The sequence below is a fragment of the Microbacterium paludicola genome, assembly GCF_015235415.1.
GTDB classification, from domain to species: domain Bacteria; phylum Actinomycetota; class Actinomycetes; order Actinomycetales; family Microbacteriaceae; genus Microbacterium; species Microbacterium paludicola.
Map to the genome: position 1 here is coordinate 1 of NZ_JADGLL010000030.1, position 22,227 is coordinate 22,227.

A 22,227-nucleotide genomic window follows, 5' to 3' on the forward strand; every position below is an offset into this window, starting at 1 on the left:
GGGCAGGAGCCGGGGCCGCGGGCTGCGCGGCGGCCACGTCGAGCACAACGCTGCGCACGCGCGCGCGGCCCCGAGCCGCCTCGAAGGCGACCGGATCGGTCGGATCCACGGCGTCAAGGTCGATCAGCCACGATCGCGCGGCGTGATCGTGCCAGCCGCGACGCCGCTGCTCGGCATCCCACAGCGGCGAGCAGAGCATAACCGCAGGGCCGACGACGGGCACGATCCCCGACAGCGCGACGAGGAGGGCGCGGAGCAGGGCGCGCCCGAACCCGATCGGCTTCAGCGTGGCCGGATCGATCGTGCGGATCCGCATCATCTGCTTGCCGAACGTCTGCCCGCGGCGTCCGTTCGAGGTGAGCTGGATGAGCCCGTAGACAACGAGAAGCACCACGCAGATCGCGCTGACGAGGATGCCCCAGAGCTCGCCGGCGAGGAGCGCCGGGACGGCGAACGGCAGCGGGGCCGCGAACAGGATCGCCGGGATGACGTCGATGACCGCGGCGGCCGAACGGCGCCCCACGGGGGCGGGCACGATGCCGAGCAGCGCGGCGCGTTCGATGCTCACCGGAGTCGGTTCTGGCGCCGCCTCCCGCTCGTTGATGATCGCCCAGCCGCTCACCAGCCGGGCATCCCCGCACACGCGATCGTGAGCTTGTGCAGCCCGAGGCGCGGGTCCGTGAGGATCTTGCGCGCGGCCACCGGGTCGCCCTGCTCGAGCTCACGGATCATCGACTCGAGCATGTCGTCGGCGGTCGCATGCCAATCGAGGTATGTATCTGAGGAGATGCCGTCCGTGCCCTGGGCGAGCACGGCACGCAGCTCACGCGCGGCCTCCAGCGCCGACGGGATGCCGGTCTGGTTGAAGCCGGCGCTGACCGTCGCGGCGAGGAGTTCCGTCGCCGGGGCCAGGATGTCAGCACACCGCTGATCGATCGTCGTCATGACGGTCACCGCCGCGTGCCGTCAGCCGGGCGGAAGTGCTCCGGCGGCGTGCGGCGGCCCGAGCGGAACACCTCGAGCGCCTCGTGCGGCGGCGCCGACGAGTACGCGAACAAGGCCGATCCGTCCTTCGCGACGTAGATCCGTCCACCGCCGCGCACGGCGTACGAGACCACGACGGCCTCGTCCTCCGGCAGCAGCGTGTAGCCGAGCGGCGCGTCCGCCGGGATCATGCGTCGCCAGTAGCCGACGCCGATGTCGATCAGACGCTGCTGGTCGGGAGTGGGGCTTCCCTCTCCCGCCACCAGGCCTCCGTCCGACGCCGGGGCCTCACCAGCGGTCGCGTCGCCCTGCGGCTCGGTCGGGGGCACCAGGAGGCCCGTCACCTTCGGCGGCCCGGCGAGCTGCACGATCAGCGCGATGTGCTCCCAGAGCCCCATCTTCTGCAGGTGGTCTGCGGAGTTGCCGCCGCCGAGCGCGAGCAGAGGGACGAACCCGAAGCACTCCTCGATGGCGGGGACGCCGTCGCGAGCGGCGGCCGCGGGATACGGCTGCCGTTCGAGCGTCTCGTCGAGCCGCTGCTCGTCCTGCAGCCACTGTGTGAACTGCTCAAGCGTCACCGCACGGTCGGTGTACTGAACGACGCCCCAGCGGAACTTCGCGACGAGGAACGCGCCGTCGTTCCAGATGACGAGGTCGGCGAGCGCCGTGGAGAACAGCACCACCGCGGTCGGCGCCAGGCCCAGCACACCTTCGGTCATCTGAGCGCCGCGCGCGGGGTCCACGATCCGCACGAAGCCGTCCCCGACGACCCCGGCGCCGTACTGGCGCCACATCTCCGCCGCCCCCTCGGGAGCGTTCGGCGCGAAGCGGGCGATCGTCTCCTCGGAGATCGGAGCCGACGGCTCGAAACGCGTGAAAGTCACCATCGGCTGTCAGGCCTCCTGATCGAAATCGAATCCGGCATCCCGGAACGGCTGGACGATGAGATCGAACGTCTCCGGCTCGAGGCGGTCGCGAACCAGGATCGCGTGCGCGGCCATGTTGAAGGCACTCGAGAATCCCATGAACTCGGAATCGGATCCGAGTGCCTCGCGTATCCCGGACCGAGCCCACATGTCCCGAGTCGCCTTGGTGACAGCTTGCTTCTGCGCGGCCGATGCGCGAGTCTTCAGCAACGCGTCCTGAGCAGCCTTCAGCTCAGGAGGGCGCGGGCGTGGACGGCGCGCATTGATGCTGGCGACATCGCCGGCGTTGCTCTCCATCCAGCTGATCAAACGGTTGGCAACCGCGCGCCGAGGGTCTTCCGTCATAGAACCGATCCTGTCATCACGGGCGGACATCGATGACGCGGATCTCGACCGACGGGTGCACCCACTGTGCGAGGTCAGCGGGGATGTCGTCGAGCGCCGCGGCAAGGTCGGCCTGCAGCGCGTCGGCATTGCCGCTGCCCCACTGGTTGCCCAGCGAGCTGTTGATCCCGCCGTCACCGACGCCGTCGAAGTTCTGTGGGTCACCGCCGGCGACCTGGTCGGGGCCGTGCAGCACGTGACCATTACCGAATGGTGCGTTGTGCGTGCCGCGCACCTCGTTGGCGTATGCCGCCTGCTCGGCCTTGTCGGTGCGCCCGTTGCCGGTCTCCTCCCGGCGAGTCTGGTAATCGGCCGCATTCTGCTGGATCTCGCCGATCGGCATGCGATTGATGCCCATCTCCTGCAGCCGCGCCTGGCGCAGCATCTCCGCCATGTCGTGGTTCTCGTTCGAGCAGGTGAAGATGACCTGCTGCGTGTCGGCGGTCTGCAGCACGCCGTTGTCGTAGATGAGCGTCGGCGGCTCGCTGTTGAGCGCCGCCTGCACCTCCGGACGCGCCAGCACCTCGGCGGGCGTGGGCCGCGGGGTCGACGCGTACGACGTGTCGCCGTAGATGCGCGGCTGGTCGACGAGGCGGTGCCCGTTGGTGCCGTCGCCCTCGTCCACCCGCGCGTCGTCACGACCGGTCATCCGGTCGGACGCGGCGGCGTCGTACGACGAGCCGGGCGTCCCCGCCTGCGTGACGGCCCCGCGATCGGGCGCGTCGTCGGCGCGAGCGGGCGCCCCGCTCTTCGGGTTCGTGTCGCCGCTCGTCGGCCCCTCGGCGTCGGTCGTGCTGTCACCGTCGGTCGTGCCGTCGCCGTCCGTCGGCGTGGTCGGCTCCGGGTACGCCGGCGTGCCGTCGGGGTTGATCACCTGCGAGGGCTCGAGCGACGCGTCCCAGAACGTGGCATTCGGTTCGTGCGGCGGCCACGGCGTGCGCGTGCCGGTCTGGCCGTCGACGGTCCAGACGGTCTCGCCGTCGAAGACGGCGTTGAACCAGTGGCCGTCCTCGTTGAACCCGCGGTCGATGCCGATGACGGCATGCGCGCCGGGCCCCAGCGCCCGCAGGCTCGCCTCGATCTGCTCCGGCGTGGCTCCTGTCTGCGGCAGGCCCGTGCGGGCCTCCATCTCGGAGATCGTGAGGGTGCCCGTCTCGGCGTCGATGATCGGACTGCCGTTAAGGAAGTCGTTCATGTTCGACGACACGTTGCCGCAGTTCGTCGCGAAGCCGTTCTCCAGGTCGTACGGGTCGAAGTTCGTGTTCGACTGCGTGAGAGCCTGGTCGATCTTGTCGCGGATCTGCTGCGGCGTGTCCTCAGGTGAGGGCGAGTCGGGATGACGCTGAGGTGCGTCCTCCTTCGACGTGCGGTCGTTCGCGCCGTCGGAGGCGTCCTGATCCTGCTCGTCGCCCCGGTCGGCGCCCTGGTCGCCGTCCGCCGGCGTTGTGTCGTTCGCGGCGTCGCCGGTGCCGTTCGCGCCGTCGGGCGTGGCCGGGGCCGCGCCCGGCGTCGCACCGGGGGTCATGTTGGGCAGGAGCTTCGGGCCGGCCACGAGGCCCGCAGCACCCGCGGCCGTCGCCGCGGCGGCGCCGGCGTCCTCGGGCGAGATCTCGCCGTCCTGGGCCTCGGGATCGGTCCCCGCCGCCGCGTCGGGGTCCGACTCGGGCGTCGTCGCGCCGTCATCCTCGGGAGTCGTGCCCGCATCCTCCGGCGACTGTCCGTCGTTCGCGGCATCGGCAGCCGTAGCCGCCTCTGCATCGATGGCGGCCTGGATGTCGTCGGTCATCGACTCGCCGAGGGCGTCGATCTCGCTCTGGTCGGGGGCCGTGGTGTCGGGGTCGGTCGAGACGTTCTCCTGCGCCTCGGCGGACTTCTCGGCGTCGGCCTTCGCGGCGGCATCGGCGGCGGTCTCTGCCTTGATGTCCTCGGCGATCTTGTCGCCGAGCCCTTCGATCTGGCTCCCGTCGGGAACATCGATGTCCGACGTCGAGGTCGCGGCGGCCGATGCAGCACCGGCGGCGACGGCGCCAGGGGTGGCCTCGCCGGCTGCCGAGGTGTCCTGGCCGGCACCGGTCGAGCTCTCCGGCACGGCCGTGTCGGTCTGGGACGACGTGGTGTCCGCATCGGTCGACGTCGTGGTGTCCGCCTGCGACGTCGTGTCCGCATCCGTCGAGGACGTGGTGTCCGCGTCCGTCGACGACGACGTGTCCGCATCGGTCGATGTGGTCGTGTCGGGCTGCGACGTCGTGTCCGCATCCGTCGACGACGTCGAGTCCGGCTGCGACGACGTGTCCGCGTCGGTTGACGTGTTCGCGTCGGGCTGCGACGTCGTGTCCGCATCCGTCGACGAAGTCGTGTCGGGCTGCGATGTTGTATCCGCATCGGTCGACGAAGTCGTGTCGGCATCCGACTGCGACGACGTGTCCGCGTCGGTCGAGGTGTTCGCGTCGGGCTGCGAGCTCGTGTCCGAGTCCGGCTGGGACGTGGTGTCGGCATCCGACTGCGACGTGGAGTCCACATCCGTCGACGTGGTCGTGTCAGGCTGCGACGTGGTGTCCGCATCCGTCGACGTCGTGTCGGTGTTCGACGTCGTGTCGGTGTTCGACGTCGTGTCGGTGTTCGACGTCGTGTCGGTGTTCGACGTGGTGTCGGGCTGCGAGCTCGTGTCCGCGGGGGTGCTGTCGCCGGCACCGTCGCCCAGCCCCTCGGGTGCCGCGGGGGCATCTCCCGGCACATCGGTCGACGGGCCGTTCGCGCCCGACGATCCGCCGTCGCCGGCCCCGCCCGGGGTCGGCGCGTCCGGGGTCGAGGTGTCGGCACCGCCCGCGGCAGCCGTCGAGCCGCCCGCGGGGCCGCCCGTGCCGCTCGGGCCGTCGTAGTCGGTCGACGTGCCGGATCCGCCGCCGCCCGCGTTCGAGGAGCCCGCGCCGCCGCCGGGCGTCGGCGCGTCGATCGTGGGCGCCGGCGCGCCGCTGCCGGCGTTCGAGCTGGGCGACGACCCTTCGTTGCCATCGAGCACGTGGATGCCGTTCTTGCGCAGGAGCGACGTCGCCAGGCCCTCGGGCGACGCGCCCTTCGGCAGAGACCCGGCCGCCGAGCCGCCCACGCTCATCACGCCGCCCATCAGGGCACCCGCAATCGCCGAGTTCAGCGGGTTGAACTCGCCGCCGTTGACCGCGTCCGCGGCGATCTCGCCTGCCATGCTGCCGAGGATGTCGCCGCGCGTGGTGCGGGCGACCTGGCCGATGCTCGAGCCCGGCGAGGTTCCGGTCACGGCGCGTGTGATCGGGCCCGAGCCGCCGTGCTCGGCGATCCGTCCGCCCGAGAAACGGCTGCTGCCGAGGCGCGTCACCGGCGACGCGACGGCCGAGCTGACACCGCCAGTCAGGAACGCCATACCCACGCTCTGCTGCGTGTAGTAGTTGTCGTCTGCGTGGATTACGTTCATCGTGATGGTCGACCCCGCACTGGACAGGCTGCCGATCACGCCCTGCTTCACCGCGCCGGTCAGGTACTTGGCGTTCTTGATGCGCAGCGCGGACGAGACCGACTTCAGCAGGTCGCGCAGCTTGTCGATGACGGTCTTGATCTTGTTGACCCAGCGGACGATCGTGTGCGCGATCTTCGCGGCGCCGGCACCGGCCGCGAGGCCCGCCGACACGAGCGAGAACGCGAGCGTGAGACCGGCCTCGATGGCGATCTCGATCAGCATCTGCTCGATGAACTGCTGGATCGTCGCCTTCGCCTCGAGCAGCCGTTCCCTGTAGAACTCGACCTTCGCCTTCAGGTCGTCGATGCTCTGGCGCATGTCCGTCAGCGAGTTGCCGACGGCCGTCGTCGCGCTCGCGACGGTCGCCTGCTGCGGGATGGACATCCCCGACAGCGGCTGGAGGCCGCTGATCTGCGACTGGACGCCGCTCAGCGCGCTCGACAGCTCGCCCCACGCATCCGCCGCCTGCAGCAGCAGCTCGGGCGAGCCCGAAGGGAGCTTGATGCCGACCTTGTCGAGGCCGTCCTGGATGAAGTCGCCGAACTCTCCGAGGTCCCACGGGATCGCGTTGCCGCCCTCACCGTAGGCGCTCGGCACGGTGTAGCCGCCCGCGTCGGGGGCGGTCGTGGCGGTGACGGGCACGATCGACGGCTGCTGGAAGGCGCCGGGCTTCTGCGCCTCCTCGTAGGTCTCCGCGGTGTTGCGGAGGGCAGCCTCGAGCGCGTACAGCCCGCTGGCGACGACGAGCGGCGCCCCGAGGTTGTCGCTCGCGAAGTTGTCGTATCCCTGCGAGCCGTCGAGCGCGAATGCCTCGCCGACCTCGGCCTCGCCCGCCATCGCGCCGGTGCCGGACAGGGCGGACCGCGCGGTCTCCACCGCGGTCACGATCGACTTGGCGACCGTGCCGTAGTCGGCGGCGGCGTTCTTGAGCACGGCCGGATCGAGCCGGACCTCTGTTGCCGTCATGTCATCCCCCCAGATTCGCCGAGAGCTGGTCCCAGCGAGACGTCTCGGCCTCGATCGCCGACGAGTAGGCGGCCTCGGCCGCCTCGGCCTGCGCCTTCAGCGCCTCCGCGGCCTGGCGCATCCCCTCCGCGCCCGCCGCCCAGGTCTCGAACTGGCCCATAAAACGCTGCGACGCGGGGCCCTGCCACTCGTTCGGCAGCATGTACGCGAAGCCACCGGCTCCCGCGCGCAGCGCCTCGCAGTACTCCACGAGCGACTGCAGCGTCTGCGTCAGGTTGCGGAGCTGTGTGGTGTCAGCCTGCTGCTCAGCCATCGGTCCGCCCCTCGAAAGCCACGAAGTCCGCTTCGAGCCTCACGCGCTCCCCGCGAACACGGTCGTCGTCGCCGTCACGGTCGTCGCGATCGCGGCCATCGCGATCGCCGTCGTCCTTGCCGTCGCCCTTGTCGCCGTCCGGCTCGCCGCCATCCGCCCCCGGCACGCCGTTCAGCTCGTCGACGCTCGCCTGCGACAGGTACGGCCCGGTGCCGATGCCATCGGAGTCGCCGTCGCCGTCGGTGTCCTCGCTGCCTCCGCCGGTCCAGCGACCGTTGCGGCCGCGCACCGCGCCCCCGCCGAACTGCTCCTTCTCGCGGTCGCCGGCGTAATCGCGGCCGAAGAACTCGGCCATGTCCTCGGCGCGCTGCTCGCCGGCGGCGATGATCTTCTCGTAGGCGGCGTTGTACTTGCGGATCGCGACCGTTCCCGGACGCGCCTGGTTCATGGTGCGGCCGACGCCTGCCTCGGTGGCGTCATAGCTGCCGCTCGCCGCGAGCAGTCCGCCCTGCAGGGCGACGAGCGACATCCGGACGGCGTCGGCCATGGCGACGAACGTCTTCCAGTTCTCCTGGAAGGACTCCTGGTCGTCGCCCTTCCAGGTCGGCAGGACGCCGCTCACCTGCGATTCGACCGCGGCGAGGTTGCCGTCGAACGTCGCGATGACGGATCCGAGATGGCCCGCCACCTCGGAGAGCGATTCCGCTCTGACCCTGAACTGCACCATGAGTTCTCCCCCGAACCGTCGTTAGGACGCGTGCGCCGCATCCGGGGACGACGCGCGCCCCCGGATGCAGCGTGGACGATCAGCCGTTGAACGTCGAGGCGATCGACGTCTCGCTGTCCTCGTAGGACAGCGAGGCCTGGTTCAGCAGGTCGCTGATGCCCTGCAGCGACTCCTTGAGCTGCATGCCGGCCTGGTCCCACTGCGAGTACAGCTCGTTGAACGCCACCGACGCCGAGCTGGTGACCCAGTCGCCGGAGATGAGTCCCTCGACGAGCGACTTCAGGTTCGCGAGCTGCGACTCGATCGACTGCGAGCCGCTCGAGAGCTGACCGGCGACGCTGGCGAGCGACTCCGAAGTGACCTTGATGTCTGCCATTTTCCCTACCTCCGTGTGTGGGCGGTGCCGAAACGGCCCCGCAGTCCCGGTGAACGCGTTGGATCGTGCGCCCTGCACTCACGGACCCCCCGATCGGGATCTACGCTAACCACTTCCCGCCGGTTCGTCAGTGGGCATTCCTCTCCCGGGCAGACCCACCCGGGGGAGGACTGCCCATCCGGCTCGTCAGTTCAGCGTCCACCACAGCCAGAACAGGCCCGCCAGTCCGCCCCAGACGAGCACGTGGACGACGTAGTCGAACCGACCCCTCGGCCGAGACATGCGCCGGCCCGCGGTCGACACGGTCCCCGCGTCCGGTTCCCTGTGGTCGCTCCAGCGAGCCCAGGCGCCGATCTTCGGCATCAGCTGGGCGACGAGCGCCTCGAGCGCGGGAAGGACGCTCGTCTCGCGGATGGGGACGCCCGCCGCCGCCTCGAGGGAGACGATCCGGGTCGGCGAATAGATCAGCAGCCAGTCGTCGACGATCTCGACATCCAGGTCGAGCTTGGCGGGGATGGCGAGCACGCGCTCCATCACATCCGGGGTGAACAGATACAGGGCGTCGGTCTCGTAGCCCTCCGCGACGTAGAGGGCGAACGTCCGGTCGAAGTCGCCCTCGAGCCGCAGCCGCCTGCCGTCGGGAACGCCCACGCTGCAGGCGATCAGCCCACCGCCGCGGAGGTTCTCGAGCACGATGTGCGGCATCATCCGGTCGAGCCGCACCGCCGCGAACGCCCACGCCCGCTGTTCGTGGCGCGGGACGTGCACGTTGCCGTAGACGACCTCGCGCGGTCCGTCCTCGCGGCGCACGACCGTGATCCGCGGATCGATCCAGGGATAGCCGAACACCATGCCCGGGTACGCCGGAGCGCGACGCGCGCTCACAGCGGCACCAGCTCCACGCGGACGTCCCCGACCCACAGCACGTCGCCGCGCAGCACCTCGACCCTCTCGCCGGTGCCGGTGAGGGGGATCCGGCGGTCGCCGCGCTCGATCGCCGAGCCGTTGCTCGACCCGGCGTCGCCGGCGCGCAGCGAGCCGTCGCCGAGGTCGAGGAACAGGTGCACGCGCGACATCGAGCGGGTGTCGTCGGCGACCTCGATCGCCTGCGCGCCCATGTTCACCGCCGTCTGCTCCGGCTTGCGGCCGATCACCGCGGCTCCCGCGATCACGACCTGCTGTCCCGTCGAGAAGACGAGCTGCACGCGATCCGGCCAGGCCTTCGGCTCCGGTGCCGCGGGGGCGACCGGCGCGGCGGCGGCAACGGGACGCTGCGGGCGCTCGGGCACCGACCAGCCGTCGTCCACCTGCTCGCGCAGGGCACCGGGCAGGATGAGCTGCCCGCATCCCAGGCAGTACATCGTGTTGGGTTCCAGCGTCGCGCCGCAGTGGGCGCAGCGTGCGGAGGCCACAGTCGCTCCTCGGTCGTCGGGATCGGATCTCGCCCGGTGTCAGGCGCCGGGTCGGGATCGGATCGGGATGGTCACTGGCGGAAGTCCGGCACGCGGATCTGGATCCATCCCGCCGGCGTCATCAGGACGCCGCCGCCCGCCGGCACGGACGAGAGCATGAACTTCGGGATGGGGGTTCCGGCGGCCTGCGTCCCGTACATCGCCGACTGCGGCTGCAGGACGATCGCGCGGCGCGCGCGCTTCGCCTCCACGAAGGGACCGCCGAACAGCGTGGACACCGACTCGATGTCGGCCGCCACGATGAAGCGCGCGCGGTGCTTGATGCCGGTCAGCGCGTGCTCGATCGAGGCGTTCTTGAACTGCTCCGCGTCGTCGACGACGAACGTCACGACGCCGTCGCCGTACGGGGCGAGCAGCGCGTCGAGGTCGGCGGGCGTGATCGTGCCGTTGTCGATGACCGTCACCCCGGCCTCGAGCGCCGCCTGCGTCAGCGCCGAGGGACGGGGCGCCGCGACGATCAGCGGGATGCGGCGCTCGACGAGCTGGCGCACGATCAGGGCGAGCAGCGACGAGCGGCCGGATCGGCGCGCACCGACCGCGATGAAGCCGCCGTCCTCCGGCCACTCGAGCGTGTAGCGCTCGAGCCTGTCGCCGCCGACGCCCACCACGACGCCGGCCTCGGCGTTGTCTGGCGCGAGCGGCAGATCGGCGGCGCTGCTCATGGCGACGTACTTCGGCATCGGGTCGACGCGGAAGGGCACCGCGCCCGCCGACTGCGCGCCGGGCGCCTCGACGTCGCGGTCCCAGGCGTCGCGCACCTCCTCGACGATGCGGCGCAGGGCTGTCGTCTGCGCCTCGCCGCTCGTGTCGCGGCCGAGCACGGCGAGCTGCGCCTCGTTCGCGTCCGTGCCGAAGAGCACGCGGCCCGGCGGGAGGTTCGTCGGGATGTCCTTCGCGTAGATGCCCGCCGCTCGGTAGTCGCCGACCTCCCGCACGGGAAGCACGTACTGGGTGTCGATGAAGGTCGCGATCTTGTCGCCCGAGATGCCGCGGTCGCCGGCCATGACGACGCGCACGCCGACCGCCGGCCCCTCACGCAGCAGGCGTAGGAACTGGTCGCGGAACGCGATCAGCTGATCCGGGTTCATCGTCGAGAGCATGCGCTCCCAGCCGTCGACCGCGACCACGGCGTACGGGAGCGCCTGGCCGGCGGGCGCCTGCCGGCGCTGCTCGGCGATGTTTCCCACTCCCGCGTCGGACAGCACCGACTGCCGCCGTGCGAGGTCCTCGAGCAGGCGCCGCATGAGGCGCGGAAGACGCTCGGCGTCGAGCTGCGTGACGACGGCGCCGCAGTGCGGCGCATCCGCCAGCGGCAGCAGCGCGCCGTTGCCGAAGTCGGCCGCGTACACGTGGACGTCGGAGGGGCTGAAGCGGCGCACGATCTGCGCGAGCACTGTGCGCAGCGCCGTGGTGCGGCCCGACAGGGCGCCGCCGAAGAACAGCAGGTGCGAGCCGGTCGCGAGGTCCCATGTGAGGGTGCGCTGGGCCTGGTCGGCGGGCACGTCCTCGAGACCCAGGACGAGCTCCGTCTCGCCGCGCTGCTCGTCGTCGAACCGGTCGAGCGGCAGGGTCGCCGGCAGCGGCATGAGCCACGGGCTCGGGTTCTTCGGGATGCCGAGCTGGTCGGTCGCGGCGCCGACGAGGTTCACGAGCGCCCGCAGGTCGGTGTCGTCGTGATCGTGGTTCGCCGCGTCCTTCGCCGACTGCGGGTACTTCGGCGGGAAGCCGAGGGAGTCCCACTCGAGCGGAGCCTTCGGCGGCAGCACCTTCGTCGCGCGCTGCACGCCGGGCCGGATGCCGGCGACGCGCGCGGTCTGGAACGGAGACGGCGCCGACGACGGGCTGAGCCGCGCGAATCCGCGACCGGGGGTGGAGGGGCCGATCATCGCCGCCTCGCCCGATCCGATGATGTCGTTCGAGTCGCTGCGGTCGACCACGCGCAGCGCGATGCGCAGGTTGATGTTCGACTGCATCTCGGGCGTCACCACGCCGGACGGTCGCTGGGTGGCGAGCACGAGGTTGACGCCCAGCGAGCGGCCGACGCGCGCGATCCGGACGAGCCCGTCGATGAAGTCGGGCAGCTCGGTGCGCAGCTCGGCGAACTCGTCGATCACCAGCATGAGGCGGGCGAGCCCGCGCGCCGCGGCCGTCTCGGCGTCCTTCGCCCACGCGGAGTCGATGTCCTTGGCACCCATCTCGCGCAGCACCTGCTCACGGCGCTTCAGCTCGGCGTCGAGCGAGGCGAGCGCGCGCTCGGTCTCACGGGCGTCGAGGTTCGTGACCATGCCGACCGTGTGCGGCAGGCGCTCGCAGTCGGCGAACGCCGATCCGCCCTTGTAGTCGATCAGCACGAAGTTCAGCGCGTCGGGCCGGTTCGCCATCGCGAGGCCGACGACAAGCGCCTGCAGGAACTCCGACTTTCCCGAGCCGGTCGTACCGGCAACGAGCGCGTGCGGACCGTCCCGCGAGATGTCGAGCGCGAACTCGCCGTCCGCATTCGCCCCGACGACGACGTAGGTGTTGCGGGGCTGCTGGGTCCAGCGGCGCACGAGCGGGGCGGGGTCGTCGAGGTCGATGCCGAGGAGGTCCACCATCCGGACGCTCGTCGGCAGCATCGCCTCGTCGCCGACGCCCGAGACGTGCTGGATGGAGCAGAGGCTGCGGGCGATCCGCTCGCAGTCGGGCACGGAGACGCCGTCGAGCAGCACCGCCGGGTAGTAGCCGGCGGGCGTCTCCAGGGTGGCGAGCGCGGGATCGGAGGGATCCACGACGACGACGCTCTTCGCCTCCTCGGGAAGCCGGGACCGGTCGCTGTCGAGGGCGAGCACGTGGATCCCGTGCGCGGGACCGTACTCGAGCAGCGGCACCATGCCGGGGAGCATGCGGAACCGGCGGGCCCCGTCGACGACCACGAGCACGTCGGTGGGCGCCTCGTAGCCGCGCTGGCCGGCCATCCGCATCCGGAGGTCGAGGGCGACGGCGAGCTCGCGCAGCCGCTCGCGGCGCGTGTCGTCGTCGTTGCCGACCATCGCGGGGACGGCATCGCCGATGTGGGTGTGCGGCAGCCAGGCGGTCCAGCCCCACTCGTCGTCCTGCGCCTCGTCGCACAGCACGATGAGCTCGGCGTCGCGCGGGCTTCGGAGCGTCGCGTACGAGGCGACCATCGCGCGTGCGGTGGCGCGCACGGCGTCGGCCGGGCCCGCGAGGCCCACGACCCCCTCGCGCAGGTCGACCGCCACCGGCGCGGGCGTCACGCCCACGCGCTGCTCCCCGCCGCGGTCCTTGCCGCCTCCCTCGAAGCGCACGTCGAGGTCGATCTCGGTCACGCCGACGCGCAGCTGCGCGGCATCCGTGTCCTTCTTCCGGCGCTCCCACAGGCGCGACAGGGGACGCAGCGCGATGTCGCGGATCACCACCGGATCCGGCAGGCGATACCAGGCCTCCAGGCGCTGACGCTTCACGAGATCCCGGATGCGCTCCGCCGCGCGGCCGATCTCCTCGATCCACTGCGCCTCGGTCTTCAGGCCCTTCTTCTTCGCCTGGCGGCGCTGGGTCATGAACGAGCCGATCACCATGATCGGGCTCGCCGCCGCCATCAGCAGCATGACCGGGCGCTGGAAGACCATCGCCATCGTGACGCCCAGCACGACCGGGATCACGGCCGACAGCCACGGCAGCGGCGACGCATCCTGATCCTCGGGCTTGTCCCCGGGCAGCGGGATCATCGGCTGCGTGCGCCGCGGCTGGATGCGCGACGGGCGGTTGAACCCGCGTGCTCCGAGCGCGTCGGTCAGGTCGGCGTCCGAGCCGGGAGCCATGCCGATCCGGATGAGCATGCTGCCGAGCTGCACGAGGTCGGCGGGCACGATCCGCTCGGCGACGGTGATCTGCGTCCCGTTCACCAGCACGACGGCGCCCGGCGCCGGGGTCACGGTCGCGAGAAGGGGATCCCCCGAACCGCCGAGGGAGATCTGGACGGTGAGGTGGGCCGCGCTGAGCGACGGGTCGGCGGCGCGGACGTCGTCGCCCTCGCCCGATCCGATGGTGATCGCCTGGCCGCGCTCGAGCGGCACGCTCGTTCCCGCGAACGGGCCGCCGATGACCTCGAGGCGCACGGTGCCGGGGGCAGGCTCCGGCTGCGAGACCGGCGGGATCACCGCCCCGGACAGCAGGCCGGCCTCCGCCAGCGGGGTGGCAGGCTCGGCGTCGCGGGCGAGCAGCTGCGGGCTCACGCCCAGCGACTCGGCGACCTCGCCGACCGTCGTCGCCTCGTCGACCTTCAGCAGCCACGACTTCCCGTCGCGTTCCGCGGGCGAATCCCGCAGCGTCAGACGCACGCTCATCCGGTCCCCCTCATCGTCAGTCCTCTGCTCATCGTGCCCCGACCCGGTCCAGAAGGTCCACGAGCGGGGTGAAGATGCCCGCCTGCGCGCCGCTGTCCTCCGGAGGCGTGGGCGGAACGAGCGGCGTGGGCACGCGCAGCAGCACGTACTCCTGAGGCTCCTTCTCCTCCTCCGATTCGTCCTCGGAGCCGGATCCGTCCGATCCCGCGTCCGCCTCGCCCGATCCGTCCTCCGGCTGCTCGGTCTGCTCCGGCTCCGGCTTCGGTGTGGGGGCGGGGCTGGGCTCGGTGCGCGGCTCGGCCGGCGCGAGCCGCTCGGGAAGGCCGACGTCGGCCCCCTCGGCGACCAGCGTGACCGAGCCGGTCACGACATCGCCGCCGCGGGCGACGTGGAAGGAGAACTGGTCGACGAGCGCCTTCTCGAACGGCCGGTAGGTGGCGATGCCGGATGCGTCGCACACGACGGTGCCGTGGATCGCTCCACCGCACAGGATGTGCTGCTCGGCGTCGGCCGCGCCCTCCGGCACATGGATGAGCTCGGCGAGCTCGATCTCGCCGCCCTCGGCGGGAAGCGGGCGCTGCACGTGCTGCGCGAGGGGGGCGTCGTCGCCCTGCTTGGACACCGGAACCGTGATCATGGTGGGCTGCGACCAGCCGCCGTACATGTCGCCGAAGCGGACGGTGACCTCGAGCGGACCCTCGAAGGAGGTCTTCGGCCGGATCACGAGGTGCGTCTCGGTGGGAAGGATCGTCGCCGCGCCGACCGGGGCGAACGAGGTGACCTCGAGCCCGCCTCCCTTCGCGCACGCGGTGCATTCGACGCCGAGGTCGCTGATCGGGATCAGCAGGGTGCCGCCGGACGGCGCGGGGAAGGGGTAGGTCTTCACGAGGATCTCGGGAACCGCGGGCGGCTCGAGCGAGAGCACGTAGTCGATCGTTGTGCTGGAGCGGCCGTTGGTCAGGGCGACCGGGACGATGATCGAGCCGAACTCGGGGTCGTATCCGGGCGAGACGACGGTGAAGCCCTCGCCCGGGTCGCAGGCGGTGACCAGGGGCGCGCCGCCGGCGATCACCGCGGGGCAGTCGGTGAGCCGCCAGCCGTCGGCGGGCTTGACGACCTTCTCCCCCGTGTAAGGCACCGCGACGGCGTTCGGGCCGGTGTAGCCGGCGCCGGTCGCGGCGCCGGTGGCGCCGCCCGCTCCTCCGACGGCGAGGGCGGAGACGGCGACGAGCAGGACGACCCGGCCGACGGCGGCCGCGATCCGTGCGCGCATCCGGCCCTCCCTCATCCTCGGCCGTCCCCCGCGGCCGACGCGCTCCATGCTAGGACGGCCGGCGACGAGGCCCGGGGTGGAGCCCTGCCCGGGCGTCGGAATGCGCTCCGGCGGCGAGACGTGCAGAATCGGATCCGGGGCCGCACCCGCGGCGCCGGACGGCCGGAGGGGGATCGCGCATGTCGGAGTCGCGACGCGCGTTGCGCGAACGCTCCGCGCCGGCCCAGGTCGGCGCCCCCTCGCCCCCGCCTGCCGCTGGACCGGCCCGCGCGGCCGAGCCCGCCGCGGTCGCCGAGCCCGCTCGCTCCCCCGGCGGAACGCTGCTCGGGGTCGAGCCCGGTCAGCCGACGCTGCGCTCAGCCGAGCCGAAGCCCCCGCTCGGACGCGGCGGCTGGCCCCTGCCGACCCTCACCGCACGGCAGCAGCGCCCCCGCCGATGGTGGGCGCATCCGGCCTTCATCGTGTCGGCGGTCCTGACGTTCCTCTCGATGGCGGGTATGGCGGCCTGGATGATCGTGTCGGCGCTGACAGCCACCGATGTCGTTGTGACGGGCCTCACGGTGACGGATTCCCAGGGGACCCTGCACGTCGATTGGAACGGTCCCGACGCCGTGTACAGCCTGTACGCGCTCAACGGCGACGGGCAGATCGTCGACCTGTCCGGACAGGTGCGCGGCGGGACGGATGCGTGGCTGCCTGCCGCGGCGGGCCTCTACGACGCCGATACGTGCTTCGTGGTGCGCGAGGCGGGTCTCGATGCCGATGTCACGCTGAACACCGCCGACCTCGCTGCGCAGGGCGCGCAGAGCGCGTGCGTCGCCGACGCCAAGCCCGCGGGATGATGCGCCTCCAGCGCCCGTTCGCCCTGCTCGCCGGCGCCGCCGCACTGGCACTCGCCCTCGCCGGCTGCTCGCGCGACGCGCAGGCCGAGGCCGAGTCGCCGCCCGAGCCGGCGCCGCCCGAGGCAGACGTGTCGCGGTGGGACCCGGACAGCAGCGACAACGGCCTGTGGCTGCTGACGGGCGAGCCGGCGATCGCGCAGATCGTCCGGGCGATGCGCGACGCCGGCCCGGTGACGATCGAGGGATCATTCACCGAGCTGGTCACCCCCGAGGACACCGAGCAGGACCCGTACACGGATCGTCGGATCGCCCTTCGCTACACCGGCGAGTACGGGCGCCTGAGCGCGGCGGTCACCGCGGGAGACGTCAGCGTCGACATCGTGATGGTCGACGGCCTGTCCTACGTTCGCGGCAACCCCGCGTACGCGCAGACCACCGGGGTCGAGGCGTTCGGCGAGGGCTGGGTCTGCACAACGTCCCCCGATGTGCTGCTCGGCGACTGGGCGCCGCTGCTCGAGCCGGCCGAGCTCGTCGAGGCGCTGCTGTCCGGTGCGGAGGAGTTCGCCGTGATGGAGCCGGAGCCGGGCGCGAAGACGACCGAGGGTGTCGTCGGAGCGGCAGAGAGCCCCTTCGGCACGCTCACGCTGGCCGCGGTCGGCCCGCCGCTCCCGTCCGCGTTCCTCGCGGGCGACGTGTCGGGCGACGGATCCTTCACGTTCACCGGCTGGGGAACGGCGGCCGAGGTCAGCGCCCCGACGGACGTCGCCCAGCCCTGCGAGTGATCCGGATCTAGCTCTCCGGCGTCTCGTCGCCGTCGCGCTTGTCGTCCTTGGGAAGCAGGACGGGGCGATCCATCGTCTTCGACTGCGCCGCGGGATCGACCACGAGCAGCAGCATCGACAGGCCCAGCAGCACAACGATGAACGCGACGCCCGCCATAATGCCCGCGGTCGACCAGGCGCGCGCGATCGCCTCGCCCGGCAGCGCCTGGAAGGCGCCCATGGTGACCGCGGTCACGACGCCGGCGAAGAGCGCGGCGCCGAAGGCGATCCCCAGCAGCTGGGCGGGGCGCATCAGGTCGCGACGGGTGGGCTTGTCGGTCACGGGCGGTCCTCCTGCGCCGTCACGGCGGCGTCGGTCTCGGTGGCGGCGGCAGGCTGGGGTGAGAGACCCGCGATTCCCAGGAACACCGCCGCGATCGCCGCATAGCCGCCGAGCAGCCCGACGGCGATGGTGGTGCCGGTCAGCGTGAACTCGCGACCGGCCTCCTCGATGAAGTAGTGGAGCTCGTAGCTCGGCGACACAAACAGCAGCGCGACGCCCAGCAGCATCGTCAGTCCGCCCACGGCGATCCCGTCGCGCGCGGCACTGCGGTCGAGGCGCGCCCGCTGGAGGATCGCGGCAAGCAGCTCGGTGAGGCCCGCGAGCAGCGCCCACGCGATCACCACAACGAAGAACAGGGTGTCCGAGCGCAGCACGACGGCGCTTGCCGCCATCCCCGCGGCAAGGTGGATCGCGGCGAGGAGGATGGCGGATCCGCGCTGCCCGGCGGGCGCCACGAGCCACGCCGCGACCGCGAAGACGAGGCCCGTCGCGATCCCGAATCCGCCGAACACCGCGAGCCCGACCTCGGACGAGTGATCTGGAGAGAACGTGATCATCAGCGCCGCGATCGCCGCGAACAGCGCGCGCAGCAGCTGGATGTGACCGGAGGTCACTCGCAACGGGGTGCTGGCAGGCATGGCGGATCCAGGATGGTGCCGAAAGGGACGGATCCAGTCTAGGTCCGCCAGCCTGTGCTCCCGCCGGAGGCCCGCGCCGATCGGGGTTGCGGCAAGGGCTCCGACTGGTCTTCCGCGGGATTACTGGTGCCCGCGAGACCAGTGATCCCGCGGAGCACCAGTCGAAGCCCGGCAGCAGCCGACCGGGGCCTACAGCGCGCCCAGCGCCTGGTCGAGGTCGGCGACGAGGTCGTCGATGTGCTCGATGCCGACCGAGAGGCGCACGACGTCGTCCGGCACCGCGAGTTCGGTGCCGCGGACGGAGGCGTGCGTCATCTCGTCGGGGTAGTTGAGGAGCGACTCGACGCCGCCGAGCGACTCGGCGAGCGTGAACAGGCGCGTGGACTCGGCGAACCGGCGGGCGGCAGCCGCGTCGCCCAGGGCGAGCGAGACGATGCCGCCGAAGCCGGACATCTGCGCCGCGGCGATCTCGTGGCCGGGGTGCGAGGCGAGCCCCGGGTAGTAGACGCGGGCGACGCGGTCGTGACCCTCGAGGAACTCGGCGACGGCCTGTCCGTTCGACGAGTGGCGCTCCATCCGCACGGCGAGGGTCTTGATTCCGCGCGTGGTCAGCCATGCGTCGAGCGGGCCGGACACCGCGCCGGCAGCGAACTGCAGGAACTTCGGCTGCTCCGCCAGCGCGGCGTCGGCGAACACGAGCGCGCCGCCGACGACATCCGAGTGCCCGCCGAGGTACTTGGTGGTGGAGTGCACAACGACGTCGGCCCCCAGGGCGATCGGCTGCTGCAGGGCGGGCGAGGCGAACGTGTTGTCGACGACGACGAGGGATCCGGCGGCGTGGGCCTTGTCGGACAGCGCGCGGATGTCGGTGATGCGCAGCAGGGGGTTGCTCGGCGTCTCGACCCAGACCACCTTGGGCGCGCGCTCGGCGAGAGCGGCGTCCACCGCCGCCGGGTCGCTGAGGTCGACGACCCGCAGCTTCACTCCCCACGGCCCGAGCACCCGCGCGATCAGGCGATACGTGCCACCGTAGACGTCGTTGCCGAGCAGCACCTCGTCGCCGGGCTGGAGCAGGCCGCGCAGCAGCGCGTCCTCCGCGGCCAGACCCGAGGCGAACGACAGCGCCTGCGCCCCGCCCTCGATCGCGGCGAGCTGCGTCTCGAGCGCCGTGCGGGTCGGATTGCCCGACCGCCCGTACTCGTAGCCGGCGCGGAGGCCGCCGATCCCGTCCTGCGCGTAGGTCGTGGAGAAGTGAACCGGCGGGATCACCGCGCCCGTCGTCTCATCCGGCGCCTGCCCTGCGTGGACGGCGTTGGTGTCGAAGCGGGGGTTGGTCTCTGCGGTCATGCGATGCTCCCTGCGGTGGCGTCGTCGTCTGTCTGGGTCTTGGCGGATGCATCCGCGAGCTCCGCGTGGAGCGAGGCGGGAACGAGGGGCTCGGGGCCGTCGACCTCGAAGCCGTTCGCGCGCATCCAGTCGTCGTCGAACACCTTGCCGAGGTAGCCGCGGCCGTGGTCGGGAAGCAGCACAACGACCACGGCGTCGGCGGGGAGGTCGCGCGCGGCGCGCAGCGCGGCGACGACCGCCATGCCGCTCGATCCGCCGACGAGCAGGCCCTCCTCCCGCGCGAGCCGGCGCGTCATCGCGAACGACTCGGCGTCCGAGACGCGGTGGATCTCGTCGACGACCGTCGGGTCGTAGGCGCCGGGCCAGAAGTCCTCGCCGACGCCCTCGACCAGGTAGCCGTGAACGCCCGACGGGTCATCCGCCGAGTAGATGGATCCGACAGGGTCGGCCCCGACGATCCGCACGCGCCCCTCGGACGCCTGCTTCAGGAAGCCGCCCGTGCCCGTGATGGTGCCGCCCGTGCCGACCCCCGCGACGAAGTGCGTCACCCGCCGGTCGGTGTCGGCCCAGATCTCGGGACCGGTCGAGCCGAAGTGGCTGCGGGGCGCGTTCTGGTTCGAGTACTGGTCGGGCTTGTAGGCGCCCGGGATCTCGCGCACGAGGCGGTCGGAGACGGAGTAGTACGAGCGGGGATCGGCGGGCTCGACGTTCGTCGGGGTCACCACGACCTCGGCGCCGTACGCGCGCAGGACGTTGCGCTTGTCCTCCGACACCTTGTCGGGCACCACGAACACCGTGCGGTAGCCCCGCTCCTGCGCCACGAGGGCAAGCCCCACGCCGGTGTTGCCGCTCGTCGGCTCGACGATCACGCCGCCGGGGCGGAGCTTGCCCTCGCGCTCGGCCGCGTCGATGATGCTCGCCGCGATCCGGTCCTTCGACGAGCCGCCGGGGTTGAAGTACTCGACCTTGGCGAGCACCGTGGCGGCGATGCCCTCGGTGACGCGGTTCAGGCGGACGAGCGGGGTGCCGCCGACGAGGCCGGCGACGGAATGTGCATAACGCAAGAGAGGGTCCTCAGGTCTGGTCGCGACGGGATGGACATCGCCGCGAGGCTGTCGTGGTCGTGGGGCGCTCGGAGGGAGCGAACGCCGCTCCGGCGAGGGCGGAGGGCTCAGCGACAACAGCGACAGGTGTGCACGCGACAACGGTAACGCGGGGTCATGCGATCCGCCAATCACCCCGGCGACGCAATACGTTTGGCGCGTGAGCGCACACGAGATCCGGCCGCCGCTGTACGAGTGGGACGGCCTCGGCTTCGAAACCCGCTCGGTGCACGTGGGAGACACCGACGCGCACGGCTACCGCGCGCGGATCACGCCGATCTACCTGACCGCCGGCTACCGGTTCGACTCGCTGCAGCAGGGATGGGATCGCTTCACGGGCGAGGATCCCGGACAGATCTACTCGCGCAATCAGAACCCGACGCACATCGTCGCCGAGCAGCGCATCGCGTCGCTCGAGGGCGGAACCGGCGCGATCCTGGTCGGCTCCGGCCAGGCCGCGATCACGACGACCCTGCTGGGGCTCGCCGGGGCCGGGGAGCACATCGTCTCGACCGCGACCGTCTACGGCGGGACGCAGACGATCTTCGAGCGGACGCTCCCCCGCCTCGGCGTCGGAGTCGACTACGTGTGGGACTGGACCGACGAGGCCGAGTGGGATGCGGCGATCCGCCCCGAGACGAAGGCGATCTTCACCGAGAGCATCCCGAACCCGCGGTGCGACATCGTCGACGTCGCCTTCGTCGCGCGGGTCGCGGCGCGCCACGGGCTGCCGCTCGTCGTCGACAACACGGTCGCGACGCCGTATCTGACGCGGCCGTTCGAGGACGGCGCGCACATCATCATCCACTCCTCGACCAAGCAGCTGAGCGGGCATGGCGCCGGGCTGTCCGGCGTGATCGTGGACGGCGGCAACTTCGATTGGGAGGGCGCGTCGCGCGCGTACCCGGGGATCACGGATGCCCCGGCGGGCGGGCGGTCGATCCTCGAGAAGCACGGCCGCAGAGCCCTCGAGGTGTACCTCCGCACGGGAATCGTGAACGACCTGGGGCCGGCGCTCTCGCCCCTGAACTCGTTCCTGCTGCAGCAGGGCATCGAGACCCTCGCGCTGCGCGTCGACCGTCACCGCGACAACGCGCACCGGATCGCGCACTGGCTCGCCGAGCAGCCCGAGGTCGGCCGCGTCGACTACGCCGGGCTGCCCGACAGCCCGCACCGCGAGCTGGCCGACCGCATCTACGGCGGCAAGCCCGGATCGGTGTTCGCGTTCAGCCTGGCCGGCGGCCGGGCGGCCGCCGAGGCGTTCTACGACGCGCTGCGGATCGTGAGCCGGATGACCCACATCGGCGACACGCGGTCGATGGCCCTTCACGTGGCGACGACGACGCACGTGGGCTTCACGCAGGAGCACCGCGACCGGCTCGGGATCGACGACGGCCTGATCCGCCTGTCGGTCGGCATCGAGACGGCGGATGACCTGATCGCCGACCTGCGCCAAGCCCTCGACGCGGTCGCCAAGGCCTGACCCCGGTGCCCCCGCCGGTTGCTGAGCGAGCGCCAGCGAGCCGAAGCGACCGACCCGTGCGAGCCGTCATCTCGACTCGCTCCGCTCGCTCGATAACCGGGGTAACGGACCTGTGCCACCCACCGGTTGCTGAGCGAGCTTGCGAGCCGAAGCGACCGACCTTAAGCCGCCCAGCCGTGCGAGCCGTCATCTCGACTCGCTCCGCTCGCTCGATAACCGGGGTTGGGTACTCGCAGAGGTGCGGCAAACGCATCGATCGAGGTCCGCAAAGGTGCACACGCCGCACCTCTACCCCACCGGTTGCTGAGCGAGCTTGCGAGCCGAAGCGACCGCCCCCAAGCCGCCCGCCCGCGCGAGCCGTCATCTCGACTCGCAAGCTCGCTCGATAACCGCGGGGTGAGGGGCAGGACCTGTGCCCCTGTGCGAACGAAGTGAGCGTGGAGCGAAGCGACCCCC

18 protein-coding genes and 1 pseudogene are annotated in these 22,227 nt (G+C 71.7%); 3 read left to right on the forward strand and 16 right to left on the reverse strand.

Translation table 11 applies throughout. The annotated features are described in order from the left end of the window. The 12 genes from IR155_RS11400 to IR155_RS11455 all read right to left on the reverse strand — a co-directional run. Positions 1–568: RDD family protein (locus IR155_RS11400; RefSeq protein WP_167760770.1), on the reverse strand; the 568-nt coding region annotated here is incomplete at its 3' end. A 50-nt stretch (positions 569–618) separates the two neighbouring features. After that, positions 619–945: a hypothetical protein gene (locus IR155_RS11405; protein ID WP_135114950.1), complete on the reverse strand. Its 327-nt coding sequence runs from the start codon at positions 943–945 to the stop codon at positions 619–621. 5 nt (positions 946–950) lie between these two features. Continuing rightward, complete coding sequence (locus tag IR155_RS11410) at positions 951–1,871, reverse strand: T6SS immunity protein Tdi1 domain-containing protein (protein WP_135114951.1); 921 nt, start codon at positions 1,869–1,871, stop codon at positions 951–953. A gap of 6 nt (positions 1,872–1,877) precedes the next feature. After that, positions 1,878–2,255, reverse strand: a complete 378-nt coding sequence (locus IR155_RS11415) for a hypothetical protein (protein WP_135114952.1) — start codon at positions 2,253–2,255, stop codon at positions 1,878–1,880. 16 nt (positions 2,256–2,271) lie between these two features. Continuing rightward, positions 2,272–6,750 (reverse strand): polymorphic toxin type 15 domain-containing protein, encoded by a 4,479-nt coding sequence (locus IR155_RS11420; protein ID WP_135114953.1) that lies wholly within the window; start codon positions 6,748–6,750, stop codon positions 2,272–2,274. Between the two features lies 1 nt (position 6,751). Next, the gene (locus IR155_RS11425) at positions 6,752–7,063 is read right to left on the reverse strand and encodes a hypothetical protein (RefSeq protein WP_135114954.1); all 312 of its coding nucleotides are present in this window, start codon (positions 7,061–7,063) and stop codon (positions 6,752–6,754) included. Next, positions 7,056–7,790 carry a WXG100 family type VII secretion target gene (locus IR155_RS11430; RefSeq protein ID WP_135114955.1) on the reverse strand — a complete coding sequence of 245 codons (735 nt, stop codon included), beginning with the start codon at positions 7,788–7,790 and terminating at the stop codon, positions 7,056–7,058. The genes IR155_RS11425 and IR155_RS11430 overlap by 8 nt, the downstream gene beginning before the upstream one ends. 79 nt (positions 7,791–7,869) lie before the next feature. Next, complete coding sequence (locus tag IR155_RS11435; protein WP_135114956.1) at positions 7,870–8,166, reverse strand: WXG100 family type VII secretion target; 297 nt, start codon at positions 8,164–8,166, stop codon at positions 7,870–7,872. A gap of 186 nt (positions 8,167–8,352) precedes the next feature. After that, a complete protein-coding gene (locus tag IR155_RS11440; RefSeq protein WP_135114957.1) occupies positions 8,353–9,051 on the reverse strand; it encodes a hypothetical protein in 699 nt (232 codons plus the stop codon). Continuing rightward, the gene (locus tag IR155_RS11445) at positions 9,048–9,578 is read right to left on the reverse strand and encodes an FHA domain-containing protein (RefSeq protein ID WP_135114958.1); all 531 of its coding nucleotides are present in this window, start codon (positions 9,576–9,578) and stop codon (positions 9,048–9,050) included. Before IR155_RS11445 ends, IR155_RS11440 begins: the two co-directional genes overlap by 4 nt. Before the next feature lie 71 nt (positions 9,579–9,649). Then, positions 9,650–13,981, reverse strand: a complete 4,332-nt coding sequence (locus tag IR155_RS11450; RefSeq protein ID WP_135114959.1) for an FtsK/SpoIIIE domain-containing protein — start codon at positions 13,979–13,981, stop codon at positions 9,650–9,652. 28 nt (positions 13,982–14,009) lie between these two features. Then, positions 14,010–15,254: a hypothetical protein gene (locus IR155_RS11455; RefSeq protein WP_135114960.1), complete on the reverse strand. Its 1,245-nt coding sequence runs from the start codon at positions 15,252–15,254 to the stop codon at positions 14,010–14,012. Positions 15,255–15,433: 179 nt separating this feature from the next. Between IR155_RS11455 and IR155_RS11460 the strand changes: the two genes are divergently transcribed. Both IR155_RS11460 and IR155_RS11465 read left to right on the forward strand, forming a co-directional pair. After that, positions 15,434–16,096: a hypothetical protein gene (locus IR155_RS11460; RefSeq protein ID WP_135114961.1), complete on the forward strand. Its 663-nt coding sequence runs from the start codon at positions 15,434–15,436 to the stop codon at positions 16,094–16,096. Then, complete coding sequence (locus tag IR155_RS11465; protein ID WP_135114962.1) at positions 16,093–16,878, forward strand: hypothetical protein; 786 nt, start codon at positions 16,093–16,095, stop codon at positions 16,876–16,878. Before IR155_RS11460 ends, IR155_RS11465 begins: the two co-directional genes overlap by 4 nt. 7 nt (positions 16,879–16,885) lie before the next feature. Here the strand turns inward: IR155_RS11465 and IR155_RS11470 are convergent, their stop codons facing one another. The 4 genes and pseudogenes from IR155_RS11470 to IR155_RS11485 form a co-directional block, all read right to left on the reverse strand. Next, on the reverse strand, positions 16,886–17,200 hold the full coding sequence (locus IR155_RS11470) for an amino acid transporter (RefSeq protein ID WP_233441189.1): 315 nt from the start codon (positions 17,198–17,200) through the stop codon (positions 16,886–16,888). Next, positions 17,197–17,838 (reverse strand): acyl-CoA synthetase, encoded by a 642-nt coding sequence (locus tag IR155_RS11475; RefSeq protein WP_135114963.1) that lies wholly within the window; start codon positions 17,836–17,838, stop codon positions 17,197–17,199. The genes IR155_RS11470 and IR155_RS11475 overlap by 4 nt, the downstream gene beginning before the upstream one ends. Positions 17,839–18,027: 189 nt before the next feature. Beyond that, the gene (locus IR155_RS11480) at positions 18,028–19,185 is read right to left on the reverse strand and encodes a cystathionine gamma-synthase (protein WP_135114964.1); all 1,158 of its coding nucleotides are present in this window, start codon (positions 19,183–19,185) and stop codon (positions 18,028–18,030) included. Between the two features lie 107 nt (positions 19,186–19,292). After that, positions 19,293–20,249 (reverse strand): annotated as a pseudogene (locus tag IR155_RS11485) (pyridoxal-phosphate dependent enzyme); the annotation flags it as partial. A gap of 199 nt (positions 20,250–20,448) precedes the next feature. Between IR155_RS11485 and IR155_RS11490 the strand changes: the two are divergent. Next, the gene (locus IR155_RS11490; protein ID WP_233441190.1) at positions 20,449–21,771 is read left to right on the forward strand and encodes an O-acetylhomoserine aminocarboxypropyltransferase/cysteine synthase family protein; all 1,323 of its coding nucleotides are present in this window, start codon (positions 20,449–20,451) and stop codon (positions 21,769–21,771) included. Positions 21,772–22,227 lie beyond the last annotated feature (456 nt).